The organism is Glutamicibacter sp., assembly GCF_050701915.1.
Taxonomy (GTDB): Bacteria; Actinomycetota; Actinomycetes; order Actinomycetales; family Micrococcaceae; genus Glutamicibacter.
In genome coordinates this window covers 33,403-50,624 of sequence record NZ_JBOGEG010000027.1, presented here as the reverse complement: position 1 = coordinate 50,624, position 17,222 = coordinate 33,403, and the positions used below count along the sequence as shown (strand labels likewise).

General features: G+C 58.1%; 16 protein-coding genes, 1 tRNA gene and 1 pseudogene. 5 read left to right on the top strand and 13 right to left on the bottom strand.

Translation table 11 applies throughout. The features are described 5' to 3' along the window. The 5 genes from ACRDT3_RS14460 to ACRDT3_RS14440 all read right to left on the bottom strand — a co-directional run. Positions 1-202, bottom strand: a 202-nt coding sequence (locus ACRDT3_RS14460; RefSeq protein ID WP_431493636.1) for a hypothetical protein, incomplete at its 3' end; no start/stop codon positions are given. A gap of 538 nt (positions 203-740) precedes the next feature. Next, positions 741-1,043 carry a DUF4193 domain-containing protein gene (locus ACRDT3_RS14455; protein WP_038993831.1) on the bottom strand — a complete coding sequence of 101 codons (303 nt, stop codon included), beginning with the start codon at positions 1,041-1,043 and terminating at the stop codon, positions 741-743. Between the two features lie 201 nt (positions 1,044-1,244). Next, positions 1,245-1,988, bottom strand: a complete 744-nt coding sequence (locus ACRDT3_RS14450) for a phosphoglyceromutase (RefSeq protein WP_431493635.1) — start codon at positions 1,986-1,988, stop codon at positions 1,245-1,247. 130 nt (positions 1,989-2,118) lie between these two features. Further along, positions 2,119-2,436, bottom strand: coding sequence for a DUF2516 family protein (locus ACRDT3_RS14445; protein ID WP_431493634.1), 318 nt, complete (start codon positions 2,434-2,436; stop codon positions 2,119-2,121). 71 nt (positions 2,437-2,507) lie between these two features. Beyond that, positions 2,508-3,665 (bottom strand): trans-sulfuration enzyme family protein, encoded by a 1,158-nt coding sequence (locus ACRDT3_RS14440; RefSeq protein ID WP_431493633.1) that lies wholly within the window; start codon positions 3,663-3,665, stop codon positions 2,508-2,510. Positions 3,666-3,812: 147 nt separating this feature from the next. Between ACRDT3_RS14440 and tmk the strand changes: the two genes are divergently transcribed. The 4 genes from tmk to ACRDT3_RS14420 all read left to right on the top strand — a co-directional run bounded on the left by tmk (position 3,813) and on the right by ACRDT3_RS14420 (position 7,330). Beyond that, positions 3,813-4,466, top strand: coding sequence for a dTMP kinase (tmk, locus tag ACRDT3_RS14435; protein ID WP_431493632.1), 654 nt, complete (start codon positions 3,813-3,815; stop codon positions 4,464-4,466). Then, positions 4,463-5,617 carry a DNA polymerase III subunit delta' gene (locus ACRDT3_RS14430; protein WP_431493631.1) on the top strand — a complete coding sequence of 385 codons (1,155 nt, stop codon included), beginning with the start codon at positions 4,463-4,465 and terminating at the stop codon, positions 5,615-5,617. Before tmk ends, ACRDT3_RS14430 begins: the two co-directional genes overlap by 4 nt. Positions 5,618-5,640: 23 nt before the next feature. After that, positions 5,641-7,176 carry an alpha/beta hydrolase gene (locus ACRDT3_RS14425; protein ID WP_431493630.1) on the top strand — a complete coding sequence of 512 codons (1,536 nt, stop codon included), beginning with the start codon at positions 5,641-5,643 and terminating at the stop codon, positions 7,174-7,176. 82 nt (positions 7,177-7,258) lie between these two features. Next, positions 7,259-7,330: transfer RNA gene (locus tag ACRDT3_RS14420), tRNA-Thr, on the top strand. 140 nt (positions 7,331-7,470) lie between these two features. Here ACRDT3_RS14420 and ACRDT3_RS14415 read toward each other — a convergent pair. The 4 genes and pseudogenes from ACRDT3_RS14415 to ACRDT3_RS14400 all read right to left on the bottom strand — a co-directional run bounded on the left by ACRDT3_RS14415 (position 7,471) and on the right by ACRDT3_RS14400 (position 11,381). Beyond that, positions 7,471-8,671 (bottom strand): annotated as a pseudogene (locus ACRDT3_RS14415) (IS1249 family transposase). Positions 8,672-8,986: 315 nt separating this feature from the next. Then, on the bottom strand, positions 8,987-9,652 hold the full coding sequence (locus ACRDT3_RS14410) for a Fic family protein (RefSeq protein WP_431493629.1): 666 nt from the start codon (positions 9,650-9,652) through the stop codon (positions 8,987-8,989). A gap of 71 nt (positions 9,653-9,723) precedes the next feature. Further along, positions 9,724-10,512, bottom strand: a complete 789-nt coding sequence (locus ACRDT3_RS14405) for a GIY-YIG nuclease family protein (protein ID WP_431493628.1) — start codon at positions 10,510-10,512, stop codon at positions 9,724-9,726. Between the two features lie 404 nt (positions 10,513-10,916). After that, positions 10,917-11,381 (bottom strand): hypothetical protein, encoded by a 465-nt coding sequence (locus ACRDT3_RS14400; protein ID WP_431493627.1) that lies wholly within the window; start codon positions 11,379-11,381, stop codon positions 10,917-10,919. A 1,026-nt stretch (positions 11,382-12,407) separates the two neighbouring features. Here ACRDT3_RS14400 and ACRDT3_RS14395 point away from each other — a divergent pair. After that, positions 12,408-13,160, top strand: coding sequence for a YqjF family protein (locus ACRDT3_RS14395; RefSeq protein ID WP_431493626.1), 753 nt, complete (start codon positions 12,408-12,410; stop codon positions 13,158-13,160). Between the two features lie 71 nt (positions 13,161-13,231). Here the strand turns inward: ACRDT3_RS14395 and ACRDT3_RS14390 are convergent, their stop codons facing one another. From ACRDT3_RS14390 to ACRDT3_RS14375, 4 genes are all read right to left on the bottom strand, one after another. Beyond that, complete coding sequence (locus ACRDT3_RS14390; RefSeq protein WP_431493625.1) at positions 13,232-14,074, bottom strand: aldo/keto reductase; 843 nt, start codon at positions 14,072-14,074, stop codon at positions 13,232-13,234. Between the two features lie 68 nt (positions 14,075-14,142). Further along, entirely contained in the window at positions 14,143-14,592 is a 450-nt protein-coding gene (locus ACRDT3_RS14385) for a hypothetical protein (RefSeq protein ID WP_431493624.1), read from the bottom strand. Positions 14,593-14,745: 153 nt separating this feature from the next. Next, positions 14,746-14,937, bottom strand: coding sequence for a YbdD/YjiX family protein (locus ACRDT3_RS14380; RefSeq protein ID WP_431493623.1), 192 nt, complete (start codon positions 14,935-14,937; stop codon positions 14,746-14,748). A 2-nt stretch (positions 14,938-14,939) separates the two neighbouring features. After that, on the bottom strand, positions 14,940-17,174 hold the full coding sequence (locus ACRDT3_RS14375; protein ID WP_431493622.1) for a carbon starvation CstA family protein: 2,235 nt from the start codon (positions 17,172-17,174) through the stop codon (positions 14,940-14,942). Positions 17,175-17,222 lie beyond the last annotated feature (48 nt).

The window sequence follows — 17,222 nt, the reverse complement described above, 5'->3', positions numbered from 1 at the left end:
ATCCGGTACCACCGGATGGCAGGCGCCGTTTTTTATTCCTCAACGCTGCCAGAACGGGAAACGCGGAAGCCAGCACAGGAGCAGGGGTTCGCGGATTGCGAGCGGTGCCACCGGGCCATTGGGCCACCGCGTGGATCTGGCCGGAGGGCAGGTCGCTGCTGGCTGCCGGCTGCCGGCTCCAGATGCATTTTCCAGACCGCATGCGCTAGCCCTGATGGCACGGCGCACAGCGACGGAACCTCGTTCAGGACCGCCCCTGCCTGGACGCGGACACCTCAGGGGAAATGGGGGATCCGGGTTATCCAACGGGCCGGGAAACTTTTCGCACCACTACCGGGCCGAGGCCCAGCTACCGCGCCAGTCCCGAGTCCATTCTCGGCATGCGGAGCGCCACGGCGCACCCAAGAAGCAGCACACCAATTGCCATCACGCCATCGATCGCATCGCGGCGCAAGCTTGCCGCTTCGCTGTGGTCCATGGCGCGGTCGGGCCCAGCGGCGCTCGGCATCATTCGGCCATGCAGCTCTATTAGCGCCCAGGGTGATAGCGCATCCAGCCATTGCCGCAGGATGCCTGCGGAGGCAAGACGCAGCGCTGGGCGGACTACTGGCCACCCTATGGGATTCAGCCCTGTCCCAGGAATTCAACTCGTTAAACCAGCAGAGGGCAGTCCGCCGATCAGCGGACTGCCCTCGCAGGTTGTTGTTGGCGCGCAGGTGGCGCCAGCGTCTAGCGGGCTCCTAGCCTTCGCACTCGACGCAGAAGCCTACGTTGCCTTCTTCGCGCACCAGCTGCGAACGGTGGCGAATCAAGAAGCACGAGCCGCAAATGAACTCGTCGTCTTTCTGCGGAATGACCGTAACGGTCAATTCCTCGTTGGATAGATCCGCGCCTGGCAGATCCATGCCATCGGTGTGGTCGGTCTCGTCGAGCTCGCGCACCACCGACTTGGCGTCCGGTGCGTTTGCGGACTTCACCGCATCCAGAGAAGCCTTACGTGCCTCAGCAACGTCTGGGCGGACTTCATCGTAATCAGTTGCCACGAATTGCATTCCTAACGTGAGCCATTGAGCCTATTCGAAATAGGAGATTACAGCATACTAATGCCAAAAATACAATCGTGCGCAGTTGTTTCGCTCACAGCCAGACGCTTGGCGTTATCTCGGCGTTAACAAGCGGACGGCGGCATCGCGAACTACTAGCTGGTATCCAGTAGCCGCGATGCCGCCGAAAAGCGTGTCCTACTAGCGGCCTTGGTTGGCAACGGCCTTGATGGCGTCGGCTGCCGCTGCTGGATCCAGGTAGGTTCCGCCCTTGGTGATTGGCTGGAAGTTGTCATCCAGCTCATAGACCAGCGGGATGCCAGTTGGGATGTTGAGGCCAGCAATGTCTTCATCGCTGATGCCATCCAGATGCTTGACCAGCGCACGCAGCGAGTTGCCGTGGGCAGTGACCATTACGGTCTTGCCTGCCGACAGGTCAGCCTTGATGTTGTTCTCCCAGTAGGGAAGCATGCGATCCAGCACGTCCTTGAGGCACTCGGTGCGTGGGGCGGAGTCGCCCAATGCCGCATAGCGCTCGTCATTGATCTGGCTGAACTCCGAGGAATCATCCAGTGCTGGTGGCGGGGTGTCGTAACTGCGACGCCATTCCATGAATTGCTCTTCGCCGAACTCGGCCAGGGTCTGCGCCTTGTCCTTGCCCTGCAGCGCACCGTAGTGGCGCTCGTTCAGGCGCCAATCGCGGTTCACCGGGATCCACGAACGGCCAGCGGCTTCCAGGGCCAGATTCGCGGTAACAATGGCGCGGGTCAGCAAGGAGGTGTGAAGCACCTCCGGCTTGTAGCCAGCTTCGGTCAGCAGCTGGCCGCCGCGTGCAGCTTCAGCACGGCCCTTCTCGGTCAGCGATACGTCGTACCAACCGGTGAACAGGTTCTTTTCGTTCCATTCGCTCTGTCCGTGGCGAAGCAAAATCAAAGTGTGGCTCATGTAATCCATCCTAACCAATGCGCAAGCCTGCTCGTGCGAAAGTTAAGGCCCATGGTTAAACTGCGAAGACCTGCAGTCCGCCAATATGCGGATGCAGGTCTTCGTGAAAGCTCTGGTGCCTTGGCACGGCCTAGTAGTTGTACCAGCCGCCGCCCTTGCCGCTAACGGCTGGCTTGACGTCCGCGAGGTACACGCAGGCGATGCAGGCGCCGATCAGCTGCAGGAAGCCGATTCCGCCCTGGCTGAAAATGCCAAGCAGCGCCACCGCGGTGCTGGCAACGGTCAGGCCAAGCCAGAATCCTTTGGAACGCTTGCCTTCCTGGGCGAAGCGGTCCGCGCCATGGCGCAGGCAATCGACCAAGGCCCATACGGCGAGCGCAACGATGACAATGCTCAGGGCGATCATCATGTAGTACTCGATTATTTGGGCCATGCGCAACATGTTCATGCTTTTACTCTACCTTTTTGGCGCAATTGATGGGCGCTGTGCCACGCGCGGAAAATCAGCGCCCGCTGGCATTAAAGCTGGTCCAGGGCTTGCTCCAGATCGACCCAGAGGTCTTCCACTTCTTCAATGCCTACCGACAGGCGAATCAGGCTGGCGGGAACGCTGGCCGGTTCCGAAGCGTGGCGTGCCCGTCGCTCTGCCAAGGACTCCACGCCTCCAAGTGAGGTGGCGCCGGTGATGAGCTTGAAGGCATCCAGTACCTGGTCCGCTTCGTCAGCGCTGTTTCCCGCTTCAAAGGCGATCACCGAGCCGAACCCGCCCATGAGTTCGGCGGCGCGCGCGTGGCCCGGGTCATTGGGCAGGCCCGGGTAGCGCACGGCCTGCACCTTGGGGTGTGCCGCAAGCCGTTCGGCTAGTACCTGGCTGTTCGACTGCGAACGCTCAATGCGCACCGCCATGGTGCGCACCCCGCGTAATGCGAGGAAGGTATCCATCGGTCCGGCGATCGCGCCATGCAAGGTCCGGTATCCATGCAGGCGGCTGTGGAGCTGCTCGTCGCTGGTGACCAGCGCGCCCATGATCACATCCGAGTGGCCCGACAGGTACTTGGTCACCGAGTGCACTACAAGGTCGGCGCCGTGGACTAGCGGTTGCTGGAGCAGCGGGGTGGCAAAGGTGTTATCCACGATGCTCACGACGTTCTTCGCTTTCGCGGCAGCCAGCAGGATCGGCAGGTCTGCGACTTCCAGCATGGGGTTCGTTGGCGACTCTACCCAGAGCACATCGGCCCCATCCATCGCAGCGAGCACTTCTTCGGTGTTGGCAATGTCCACCGGGCGAATGCTCAGCCGTCCCGCCTCTTGCAGTTCCGAGCTCAGCGCCAGTGAACCGTTATAGGAATGCTGCGGCATCACCAGCACGCCGGCCTCTGGCACGATGCTCAATGCGGCGGCGATAGCTGCCATGCCCGAGGAGAAGACCAAAGCTGGCAGGGTTGCTGCTTCGAGCTGGCCCAGTACTTCCTCAAAAGGATCCCAGGTGGGGTTGGAGAAGCGCGCATATACGCGTTCGCCCGGCGCCGCCTGCCCTTTGGAATGGTAGGTCGAGGTGAAGGTCACCGGGTGGTTGACTGGAGCATCGTAGCCATGGGCCGGACGCCCGCCGGCAACGAGCAAAGTTTTCGGATCCCAGACTGGATCGGCGCCTGGTTCTGCGGTGCGGGGGTTCATGGAAAAAACTCTACGCGTCCTTTGACGCTGCTAGCCGATGGATTTCACTACATTTCATTTGACTGATCGACCACACTGGGGGCATTTTCAATGCACAACCAGCCGTTGCAGTGCACATCTTTAAATGTCCTTGGATAGGCTAGTGGGGTGAGTATCGAATCGAGTACCCCAACCCGTGGCTTGTTCATCGTCTTTGAAGGCGGCGACGGCGCTGGGAAGTCCACGCAGGTCGCCATGGCTCAGCAGTGGCTGGAGTCCCGTGGCGCCAAGGTCACCACTACCCGTGAACCAGGTGGAACCCAGATTAGCGAAGAGCTGCGTTCTTTGGTGCTCGAACACGGCCACGGCGAGATCGATGCCCGTACCGAAGCCCTGATTTACTCGGCTGCTCGTGCCGCCCATGTCCAGCAGGTCATCTCCCCCGCGCTGGATGCAGGAACCCACATCATCTGTGACAGGTTTGTTGATTCCTCGCTGGCCTACCAGGGGATGGGCCGTGCCCTCGGCTTTGATGCCGTCGCATCGATCAACGACTTCGCAACCGGCGGGCTGAAGCCGGATGCCACGATCATCCTTGATATCTCCGCCGCACAGGGACGTGCCCGGCGCATTGCGGCCAGCGGCGGCGTGGAGGACTCGGATCGCTTGGAATCCGAGCCGGATGATTTCCATGAACGCATCCGCAACGCCTTCCTCGAATTAGCCGCCCGCGACCCGCAGCGCTACCTGGTCTTGGATGCCACCGCCAGCGTGGAGCAGCTGCACCAGTCGGTTGCGCAGCATCTGGCAGGCCTGCTGTGACCCGGCCGGTCTTCGCAGACCTCGCCGGGCAGGAACGTGTCATTGCCACGTTGACCGCTGAAGTTGATCGTGGCAACCCGACCCACGCCTGGCTGGTTACTGGTCCCCCGGGCTCGGGCCGTACTACCGCGGCGCGGGCTTTCGCGGCAGCTTTGCAGTGCACCCAAGCCCCGGCCGGCTGCGGCCAGTGCGCCAACTGCAAAATGGTCATGAATTCGGAGCACCCGGACGTTTCCTTCATATCCACCGACAAATTCGAGTACCAGATCGCTGACGTGCGCCATCTGATTACCCGTGCGCAGGAAAGTGCTGGCACCGGCCGCTGGCGCATCATCATCATCGAAGATGCAGACCGCATGTCCGAGCGCAGCACCAACGTGCTGCTCAAGGCCATTGAAGAGCCGCCAGCCAAGATGATCTGGATCCTGAGCGCCCCGTCTCCTGCAGATGTGCTGGTGACCATTCGATCGCGTTGCCGCGCGGTAAATCTCTCGGTGCCTTCCACCCAGGACGTTGCAGATCTTTTGGTACGCCGGGACGGACTGGAACCGGATCAGGCACTGTTCGCTGCCCGTGTTTCGCAGTCCCACATTGGCGTGGCCCGTTTGCTGGCCCGTGACGAGCAGGCACGCATCCAGCGTGAAAAAGTCGTTACCCTGCCGTTGCGCACAACCACCTTGCCGCAGGCGATGGCCGCTGCCGCAGAAATTTCCAAGCTGGCCAGCGAGCGTGCCGAAGACATTACCGGCACCGATCTGCAGAACAAGATTGCCCAGCTGCGCCATGCCAATGGCTTGGGTCCAGAGGAGAACATCCCAGCTGGATTGCGCGGACAGTTCAAGGCGTTGGAAGACGATGCCAAGCGATTTGCTCGGCGTGCGGCTTTCGATGCCTTGGACCGTACCCTGACCGACCTGACCACGTTCTTCCGCGACGTTTTGAGCATCCAGCTGAGCACCGGAATTGAGCTGATCAACGAGCACCTGCGCGAGAAGCTCGAACGTTTCGCAGCGGAACAGTCCAGCGAGAAGTCCTTGGCTCAGCTAGATGCCATCAATGAAACCCGCAGCCGCTTGGCTGCCAACGTCAACCAGCTCATGGCGCTGGAAGCACTCATGACCCGATTGCTGCCACAGCCAGGACGCCGCTAACCCATCACAAGGAGACACGAAAAGTGCCTGCACGCTCACCGATGATGCGCTTGGCCGCAGTGGGGACTGCTATGGCTTTGGGCCTAGCCGGTTGCTCTTCCACTACCGCGGATTCGCAGTCCGGCGCATCGAATGCGTCGCAGTCCGCGCCCAGCGCCAGCACGCCGGAAGGATTGGAATCCTTCTACAGCCAAGACCTCGACTGGGAAAAGTGCGGCAGCGTCATCGAATGCGCCACCATCGAGGTTCCAATGGATTATGCCTACCCCGAAGGCGAGAGCATAGACCTGGCGTTGAACCGCCGCGCCGTGGACGGGGCGACGGGCAATCTTTTGGTAAACCCCGGCGGCCCAGGCGGATCCGGCCTGGACCTGGTGGAGTCCTCGGTACAAGGCATGTTCAGCACTGAGCTGCAGCGCGCCTACAACGTCATCGGCTTCGACCCGCGAGGTGTGGGAGAAAGCTCCCCGGTCACCTGTCAAAGTGGTGCCGAAACCGACGAAGGACGCCAGGAAAACCTGCGGGCTTGGGTTCCTGAAGACCAGGACGAAATTGTCGAGGATACCGAGGACTACGCAGCTGACTGCGCTTCGAATACCGGTGATCTCCTAGGCCACGTCGATACCGTCTCGGCAGCTAGGGATATGGACGTGATCCGTGCTGTGCTCGGTGATGCACAGCTGGACTACCTCGGTTTCTCTTATGGAACTTTCCTCGGCGCAACCTACGCTGATCTGTTCCCTCGGAATGTGGGGCGTTTCGTACTTGACGGTGCCATGGATCCAACCAGCACAGCTTCGGAACTCACCTTGGCCCAGGCCGTTGGCTTCGAGAAGGAAATCGACGCGTGGCTCGCCAATTGCCTTGAAAGCGGTGAGTGCCCGTTCACTGGAACCGTTGAAGAGGCCAAGGTGCAGCTGCAGCAGTTCTTTGCGCAGGTGGAGAACGAACCAATGACCGCCAGCGACGGGCGCGCAGTGCCGATCATCGACTTCATCAACGGCTTCATCTTGCCGCTGTATGACGATTCCAGCTGGCCCATTTTGACCGATGCGATGAACGCTGCCGTCAACGACGCGGATGTGGATATGCTCCTCGGCTTCGCGGATCTCTCGGCGGACCGCGAGGGCGACGGCACGTATGCATCGAATTCCACCGATGCTTTCACCGCCATCAATTGCCTGGACCGTCCAATGGACGCCAGTCCAGAAGCGATGCAGGCCGAAGCAACAGAGTTGATGCGTGCGGCCCCAACCTTGGGCAAGTATCTTGCCTACGGCGGCATCACCTGCGAGGCCTGGGACCACGATTCCACTGGCAAGCCTGAGGTCCTGGACGCGGAAGGCTCGAATGAGATCCTCGTCATTGGCACCGTCGGCGATCCAGCTACCCCCTACGCATGGTCTGAGGCCCTGGCGCAGCAGCTGGATAACGCGACCTTGCTGACCTATGAAGGCCATGGCCACACCGCATATGGACGCTCCAATGAGTGCATTACCAAAGCGGTGGATGAGTACCTGATTGACGGCAAAGTCCCCGAAGCCGACACCCGGTGCTGATTGGGCTTGATGATGTCATCGCCGTTTTGACGTTCAGACAATTCCTCGGATAAAGTGACGTGGTGCCTGTTTGCAGGTACAGGCCTCCTTAGCTCAGGGGTAGAGCAGCTCCCTCGTAAAGAGCAGGTCGCCGGTTCAAATCCGGCAGGGGGCTCGTTGTGAAGAAAACCCCGGAATCGCGCTTGCCGCATGATTCCGGGGTTTTCGCTATTTTCAACGGATTTTCGGGCTATAGGCAATAATGTGTGTCTAGCCCGGGCGTGTTCCAAGGCCAGACACCTTAAGAAACCTGAATTAGTAGCTGTTTCTGATCCAGCCACGCCGGACGAACTGACCATCCTCGATGCTAGTGCCTGTACCGTAAAGATCCGGTCCAATCGGATCCTCATCAATAACCTGCGGTGCTATCTTCTTCGCCTCAGCAGCATAATGCTCCGGCCGCAAGAAATCTCCCAGGGCAGGACGACTCTCTTCTTCCGTATGTGTCCAGCAAAACCACTCGCATACACGTCGACGATGCTCTATCGGCATCCCTCGGTGATGGAAAATCATGGCCCGGATCCAGGAATTCACCGCGCCTTCTATCATGTTCGTTGTCGCGCTGATACCCAGCCCCTCCAAGTCCTGATCGAGGTACGTGAACAGATGCCCTCGCTGCAGCGCTCTGTTCATGCTTTCGTATGCCTTGCGCAACCGTTCATGCGTGTACCACCATGTGCGTGACTTCCGCATCCCTCGGGGGAAGGCTACCGTTCCAGTCTGAAGCGTAGGTACGCTCATTGATCAGTTGCCGGTTTTCGGTATGCCAAGCTGCGAATGCGGTCATCCATTGCGCGGCCGCTCCTTGGGTGCGGATTCGCGTCAATTGCAGGCTCAAGCGGCGCAAGGACTTACCGGCCGCCAAGCGTGGATTCAGGGTCAGATACGTGCGCACGTTGCGTTGGATATGCACTAGGCACCGTTGGATTTTCACGTTGGGCCAGAGAGCTTTGAGCGCTTTCATCAATCCAGATCCGCCGTCGGTGATGATGACTTTCGGTTCAGGAAAATGCTGCAGCAGCGCGGTCCATGCGGCTGCTTTTTCTTGGTCGCACCATTGCCACCCAATGACATTTCCTTGGGCTATGGCGATCAACAGGCACCATCCGCGCCGGATATAGATTCCGTCGACTTGGATCTCGTCAAAAACCTCGCCGGTTCGAGGAAGACGGGGATGGACGTTCCAGCACCATGCTGTTTGGTGGCGGAAGGTCCGGCCGGATCCTCCGCCGAATTCTGCTTAAGACAGCTTGCTCATGAGCCAGCTGACGAAGCCGGTGAGTTGGTTGCGTGCGGTCGTGTCTTCTCGTTTGTAAGTGGTGCTGGCGTTGCAATTTTTACATCGCCAGCGTTGTGTTCCTTTGGAGGTGGTGCCGTTCTTTTTCCTGGGTGAATGGCAGATAATACAAGTATGGGTTTGTCCAGTAAGCTTCACACTTATGGATTCAATACCCATGTGAAACCTGATCCTGTCCCGGAATGCCGGGGCAGGATCAGGTTTTCGGACACACTTTATTGCCTATGGGCCTCATCCTCGACAGGTGGGGTCCCTTTGTCATACGTGACAGGTGTATGGCGTCGGTTGGTTGGGGAGATCAGTGGGCTGGGGCGTTGGCCACGGGCGGGTAGTTTTGGAGACCGTCAGCGGGCAGTTTGTTGGCCGCTAACAGTTAAGACAATGTTGATTCACTCAAATTGCTCGGAAAGAGTCTAGTCAAGCAATCTAAGGGATTACTTTTTTATTGGGACAGAAAACTTTTCGACCACAAGATCAGAAGATTGCCCGAGTACCAACGTGGGCAACAAGAGCTGAATAATCCAGGGAGGTATCACATGCTCGAAGCAGCTGTATGTGTTCCGGAGTGTCCCGCCAATTAAATACACGTGCTGGTTCGCTCAATGATGCAAGCAAAAGGTCAGAGAAAAGGCGAGTGGTACGGCCGTTGCCATCAACGAAAGGGTGAATTTTTACCAACTCGTGGTGGGCCCTCATTGCGATTTCAGTACTTGAAGTAGTCCTAACTTCCTCAATCTGGCACCGAAGCGTACCCATAAGTTCTAGAACGCTGTTTCTGATCTGTTCAGGGGCTACACCAACGAACCCTGGGGGACGTGTACGAACTACGCCAGCCCAGCTGAACACTTGCCCGAAGCATGAACAATGCAATTCGTAAAGGTAGCTGGCTGTCAGAATCTCACGATAAGACAGCTCACCTGAACGTACCTGCAGCAACCGTGCCTGGTATTCACGAACAAAATTCTCAGCTTGCAGTTGCTCAAGATCCAAAAGACTTTCGAGATAGAGGCCATGGACAAGAAACTGAGATTCTTCTAGAGACACTGATTGAGCTTCCGATGTTCCCAAGAGCATCATCTCAATCTCAAATGAATTTTGAACTTGGTTAATCGAGATTAACAGAAGGCGCTCTTTTGTCATGGTTCACTATCCTTAGAAGGGGAGAATGAAGCGGAGCCAAACCTTTGGATTGGTTTGACCCCGCATCGTTACTACTTCCAGTCTTGAGGAGGGGTCACTTCCAATGGTTCCAAACCCGATTCTTCGGCAACTCTGAAGAGGTCTCGGACAGAGATCTCGAACCACTCTGTCCCTCCTCCAGCAGTCGCGACGAATCCGCTACTCAAAATCTTGGCGTGGAGACGCTTCTCGTTCGTAAGGGCTGTCTCACCTTCTTTTGGATGGCAGGCCATAAGTACGATCGGCACTTCCGGAGTACTAGCGTTTCTTTGCCCGGCAACACGCTCCTCGCCATCGTTAGATGCGCTCCCGACCTTAATAGGAATAATTGCATCTGGTGAGTATTGTTCCTTGCGCAGAAACCAGCCATAGGTGTATGCGTAGACGCAGCCTGTATTGATTCGATCTCGATGTGTAGCAATGACACGGATCCCATTGTGTGAAGTCACTTCTTGTTGCGCTAAACCAATGGCCTTTTCAAAACGGACTTCAAGGTATTCGCGTAGGCTCGGCGAGATGTCTTGATCCAAGAAGTACTTAATGCGAACTTTTATTGCATCACCGTAGCTCTTGCTCGTGCGGATGGAATCTACATCTTCTGTGAAGATCGCTTCGAGAACCTTGCACGCACGAGTTCGGTCATTGTTATCTCTTTCTAGAACGAAATCAAAGGCGTTGGCTACTGAGCCCAATTCCAGCGCAAGATTCCAAGTATCTACGACAATGTGTTCTTGTCTTGGGTCGGCAGCGAACAAACGCTTGATTTCATCAAAATGGCGATGCTGGGCCAGTTCATTGACATGTCCAATGAATTTGCTCATGTGAAAATTCCTTCAGCTAATCGGAAAAGGGTATTGAATGACTGCAAGTCGTTTTGATTTGTTACCCGCGATGAACAAATGCGTGGCTTGATCGCGCGGTTGAAAAGTTCTGAATTCGCCTTATCGGCGTGCAGCCTAGCCCTCGTAAAGGGCAGGTCGCCGGTTCAAATCCGGCAGGGGGCTCGGCCTAACGCCCTTGTCAGAATCTTCATTGGTTTCGGCAAGGGCGCTTTTGTGCCCGAATACTCGTCGTGTGTGTGCAATGTGTGAACAATCGCGTTTTCGGGCTATATGCAATTATTTCCCCATAGGCTTCGCCCAAGCGGTCTTATAGTCTAGGTTTCAGGCAACGCCCCTGGCTCAATTTCGACCTGGGGGCGTTTCCTTGTCTAACTAAGTTAAATTCATTCCCACGGGTTTTTATCGGTTTCGGACTCAAAAACCGTTCCATCCTCCGTTTGTACGGTGACTTTCGACAGTTCGGGAGATTCGTGCCCGACTGTAATTAGGACTAGGTTTGCGTAGGCGTCCAGGGCATCTGAAGACCAACCGTTCTTCACGGTAATCAGGAGCTCACCTTCCACCGGCGAGCTCCAACGCACTGTGTCACCATGGACACTGCCAGGGAAAGCGTTGAAGCTATGAGCGCCATTTCCATTGAGGTACTGATTTATCTTTTCGTCTGCCCATTCCTGGCTTCGTTCACTCATTGTTTTTGGTGTGCTTTGCATATATGCAGCCGTCTCGGGAACGGAATTCGGTGTTCGAGGCGCTTGAACAATCGGCGCTCCGGCGTTCGCTTCAGCGGTCAACTTCGCGTCATTCTTCAACAAATTTGGGCTCATGGCAGAGAACGCAATAATGGCCACAAGAGCTACTAGAACAACGAGCACAGAGATGTTTCCAAATATTCGCTTAGCTGAGCGCGACACAATTCCTCCAAATGATATTTGGTAAGAGCCTAACGCCAACCTTCGACATTATGAACTTGCTTTCTTTGGGCGCCCACCGTGCCCAGGGCGGGCAGCATTCCAAGCGTCGATAGTTTCCGGCAACCAGCCCCGCGTATTGCGGGGCGGGTCGCCAATTTCCGCGTCATGCCCGGGCAGTCGCCCTTCGTCCGCATACTTTTTAGCCGTATGCGGAGAGATGCCGAGGTGCTTCGCTACACCGTTCAATGACAAGTAACGAATGGTCATGCGCACTTCACCTTCAACGCCCGAACAAGGAGAATAACGCCCATGGAAAAGGCTACGACGCCTAGAGGGAACGAAACCCACCACGGCTTGGGGATAAAGAACGCGACTGCGCACGCCACTATGAACGCTAGGGCGAATACTGTTTCCTTCATGTCCACATTTTCTTCAAGCGATTTTAGAGTGAGTCTACATAATGCAAGACAAGATAGGCGAGTGGGGCGACAATTCAAACGATAGCTAAAGCACCGGACTGTTTGGGTTGGTGTGTGCAATTGTGCACACGCTGCCTGGTAAAACTGGAACTACACGGACACGCGACCCAGACAGCCCTATTTCTAGGCCTCATAGAACCGCAAGAATCCCCTAAATATCGCTTTCATCTGTCACCTAGAGAGCAGGCTGCCGGTTCAAATCCGGCAGGGGCTCGTTGTGAAGAAAACCCCTGAATCGCGCTTGCCGCATGATTCCGGGGTTTTCGCTATTTTCAACGGATTTTCATAACTGATCCCGGGGTCTTTGAATCACATGGAGTTCATTCTTATCCCGCATGCTGCCCAACGGCGCTTTTGGATATTCAATTAGGCGAGGACCGGCAAACGATTCTTCACTCCGCGATCAGCAGATCATGGATTTCGGTTCGCGACCCGCAATAGCGGTATGAGCCTTTGACAGTAATTTTCGAGGAATTCCAAACTGATGCAATCCATGCAGTACTCCCCCGAACTGCCGCCGCTAGGCGGCAACGCCATCATGCGCCAACGGTGGAGCGAAGTAGCATTCCTGCATTGGCGGGTCAGCCCGGATGAGGTGGCGCCGTACATGCCAGAAGGGTGCCGGCCAGATATTGTCGATGGCAGCGCTTGGGTGGGTCTGGTAGCTTTCCAGATGTCGCGCAGTGCGTTCTTCTCCGGTCCTGCAATTCCGTGGTTGGGTGACTTCCCGGAGATCAATGTGCGCCTCTATTCCGTTGACAACCACGGACGCCGAGCAGTGGTATTCCTGAGCCTTGAAGCGTCCCGCCTGCTACCTGTGCTCATGGCCCGGGCAGTCTTCGGATTGAAGTACCAGTGGTCGTCCATGAAGATCCTGAAGAAGGATGGCACGATCAGCTATGCAACACGGCGCATCGGAAATCCGAGCGCGCGTTCCCGCATCGTCGTGCGCCCGGTAGAAGCTTCTGCCAGTGCCGATCCAGTCGCCCCTGGTTCACAGATTGCCATCGCGCTATCGGCACAATGGGCCTTCCACCAGCGGCACCTCGGGCGCACCTTGCACTGCCGCAACCACCATGAACCGTGGCCGTTGCAACCTGCACAACTCATTGAATTCGACGATGGCCTGCTGCGTGCCGCCGGTTTCGCCAATCTCGCTGATCGAGCTCCCGACTCGGTTCTGTACGCCGAAGCGGTCGATACGCTTTTCACTGCACCAACCGTGCTGGGCGGCTAAAAGCTACGCGGATATGGAAGAAGGCCCCCGGCTTCAGATGAAACCAAGGGCCTCCAGCTCCGGCTAGGGTCTTACTCGAAGTCTGAAGTTGCAGGGTCAGCCGAGATACGGCCTTCCGCTCCGCGATCCAGGGTCTCGATTGCTGCCAGATCTTCCTCGTCCAGCTTCACGTTCAGCGATTCGAAGTTCTCGACGATGCGCGATTCGGTGGTCGACTTCGGGATGACTACGTTGCCTACCGCCAGATGCCACGCGATGACTACCTGCGCCACCGATGCTTCATGCTTCTTGGCGATCTCCACCAGCACTGGGTCGCTCAGCAGTTCGCCGCCGTGGCCCAGCGGGGACCACGACTGGTGCAGGATGCCGTGCTCGGCTTCGTAGGCGCGCAGCTCGCCCTGCGGGAAGTACGGATGGGTTTCTACCTGGTTGATCACCGGGCGGACGCCGGTCTCGGTGTAGAGCTCTTCCAGTGCTTCCTTGGTGAAGTTGCAAACGCCAATGGACTTGGCCTTGCCGTCCTTCTGCAGCTGGATCAGCGCCTTCCAGGTGTCCACGTAGGTGCCGCGCTTCGGCTGCAGCCAGTGGATCAGGTACAGGTCGACGTACTCCAGGCCGAGTCGTTCCAGCGAGGCATCCGCTGCGGCAATGGTCTTCTCGAAACCCTGGTCCGAGTTCCAGACTTTGGTGGTGATGAACAGGTCTTCGCGCGGCAGGTTGCTGGCAGCAACTGCGCGGCCGACGCCAGCTTCGTTGCCGTAGATGCGTGCGGTGTCGATGTGGCGGTAGCCAGCGTCGATTGCCTTGCCAACGACTGCTTCCGCGTCCTCGTCGGCGACCTTCCAGACACCGTAGCCAAGCTGGTCGATGGTGTTTCCGTCAAGGAACTTCAATTCAGGAATTGTTTGGGTCATGCAACTAATTTAGTTCACTGATGCGTCCTGCGCGGTGGAACACCACGCTAGCGATCGGGAAAACCCAATTATTCGCTGGAAGCGAGCAATTGCGCGGCCCGGCTGACGTCTTCTTTCACCAGCATTGCACGATGGCGCACGGCTTCAATATCGATCGGCTTGCCGGCTTCCGCCTGCATGCGCATCATCGCTATGACCTGCGCGGTGGTCGCCAAATCGTTGGCGGACTTAGTCAGCGAACGGTGTGCCGCGGAGGTCAGCTGCGGGATGGTGTCGTCATTGCTCGGGGTGATCCGATGCGCCGCGCAGCAAAGCTGGCGCACGGTTGGCAACAGCACGGCCATCTCATTGGCTTCCTGGACCAGCTGGTTGTAAACCTGATCATCGTTGACGCCCTCAACCACCTGGAAGACTCGGTCCAATGACCGCTGGAAACGGTCGTGGGCGCGACGCCAGACGCCCTCGCCAAGTTCGCGAGCAGCAGCACGCTCAGCGCGCAGTCGTGAAAAGAACGCCATTACACTTCTCTGCCGGTGGTTTCCAATGAATTACTGGTTCTACCCTACCGGGATCACCGCAGTGTTCCCGGCAACGGAGCCGACATAAAACGAAACCGGCCGTGAGTCCCATCGGCTTTCGCCAACGGATCCCACAGCCGGTATCACTCGCGCTTAGCAGCAACGCCCTTCAGGGTTCCGCTCTTGCCAGTCGGTGTAATCCTTCCAGAACTCGCGCTCGGTCATTGGCCTGGAGCCAGGATGATTGCGTTCGTGGTGTTCCAGATAGTGCTGGTACTTGTCAGCACCGAGCACTCCATCGACAAACTTCTTGGCTTGCCCCAGGCGTTCCAAAAGCGTAGCCATGGCTAGTGGCCGCTTCGCTGGACTTGTGCTTCGGCAGGGATCTGCTTCCAGGCCTTCTCAAGTTCCTTCTCAGCAGGTGACAGGATCAGGCCGGCGGGTGCGTACATCTTCGATGGCACGGCAGGATCCTCGGTGCTGTTGCCACCGCCGCTCTGCTTGGCCTTGATGGTTGCGACAACAGCCGATACCAGCACAATGGCGGTCAGTACCAGGAAGACCACGGACAGCCAGCCCTGGACACCGGTGTTGCGGACCACGGCCTCCATCGCTTCAACGCTGCCTGCCGAGCCGAGGGAAGTCTCGCCATTGGCCAGCGCTTCCTTGTAGGCGTTGTGGTTGGCGAAGTAGCCCACCTTGGTGTCTGCGGAGAAGATCTTCTGCCAGCTGGCCACGAAGGTGATCACCACGGTCAAGGCCAACGGCAGCGCGACGACCCACAGGTACTTGAAGTTGTTCTGCTTGGCGATGATGGTCATCACCACGGCCAGCGCGATCGCTGCCAGCAGCTGGTTGGCGATGCCGAACAGCGGGAAGAAGGTGTTGATGCCGCCCAATGGATCGGTCACGCCGAGGATCAGGATGTAGCCCCAGCCGGCAACCATGATCAACGTGCACAGCCACACGCCTGGACGCCACGAGGTGTCCTTGAACTTCGGGAAGAAGTTGCCGATGGTGTCCTGCAGCATGAAGCGTGCAACACGGGTACCGGCGTCAACGGCGGTCAGGATGAACAGCGCTTCGAACATGATCGCGAAGTGGTACCAGAAGCCCATCATCGCGGTCCCGCCGAACCACTGGTGCATGATGTGCGCAATGCCCACAGCCAGGGTCGGGGCGCCACCGGTACGCGAAACAACCGAGCTCTCGCCCACGTTGTTGGCCAGTTCGGTCAGCTGGCCCGGATCCAGGCTGACGCCGGCCAGACCCAGCGAGTTCACGAATGCCGCCGCGGTTTCCACGGTGCCGCCGGTAGCGGCGGCCGAGGAGTTCATCGCGAAGTAGATGCCGCGGTCGATGGAGATCGCCGCAACCAGCGCCATGATGGCGACCATGGATTCCATGAGCATGCCGCCGTAGCCCAGGAAACGGGTCTGCTTTTCCTTCTCAACCAGCTTCGGGGTAGTCCCCGAGGCGATCAGCGCGTGGAAGCCCGACAGCGCACCGCAGGCGATGGTCACGAACAGGAATGGGAAGATATGGCCGGCAACTACCGGGCCATCGGCACGGCCGGCGAACTCGGAGAAGGCCGGAACATCGATCTCCGGGCGGACAACGATGATCGCCACGGCCAGCAGGCCGATGACGCCGATCTTCATGAAGGTCGAGAGGTAGTCGCGGGGCGCCAGCAGCAGCCATACCGGCAGCACCGCGGCGATGATGCCGTAGATGATGATGGCCCAGGCGATGGTGGTGCGATCCAGGTGGAAGAACTCGGCACCCCATGCCGACTCGGCGATCCAGCGTCCGGAGATGATCGCGAACATCAGCAGCACGAAACCGATGATGGAGATTTCCAGGACCTTGCCCGGGCGGATGAAACGCAGGTAGATGCCCATGAACAGGGCGATAGGGATGGTCAGGCCCACCGAGTAGACGCCCCATGCGGACTCGCCCAGCGCGTTCACGACCACCAGCGCCAAGATGGCGGTAATGATGATCATGATCGCCAGGGTGGCGATCAGCGCGGCGGTGCCGCCGATCAGGCCCAGCTCTTCGCGGGCCATCTGGCCCAGCGAGCGTCCGCCACGGCGCATGGAGAAGAACATGACGAGGTAGTCCTGGACCGCTCCGGCCAGCACCACGCCCACGATAATCCAGATGGTGCCAGGCAAGTAGCCCATCTGGGCTGCGAGGATCGGGCCAACCAGCGGACCGGCGCCTGCGATGGCGGCGAAGTGGTGGCCGAAGAGCACGCGGCGATCGGTGGGAACGAAGTCACGGCCGTTGTTGACCGATTCGGCGGGGGTGGCACGGAAATCATCCGGTTTGGCGATCTTGCGCTCGATGAACTTCGAGTAGAAGCGGTAGGCAATCAGGTAGGTCGCGACAGCGGCGAAGACGAACCAGATGGCGTTGATGGTTTCCCCGCGCGAGAAGGCGAGAATCGACCATGCGATGCCGCCAACCAGTGCGATGGCAACCCAGATGGCGATCTTGGCGGGGGTCCAACGCTTTTCTTCGCGTTCGGCTACCTCAGGATCGACACCTGCTGGTGGCAAGGTATTTTGGGCACTCAAATTGAGCAACCTCCTAGAAACAGAGCAAGTGACGTGCGCGACCAGTGG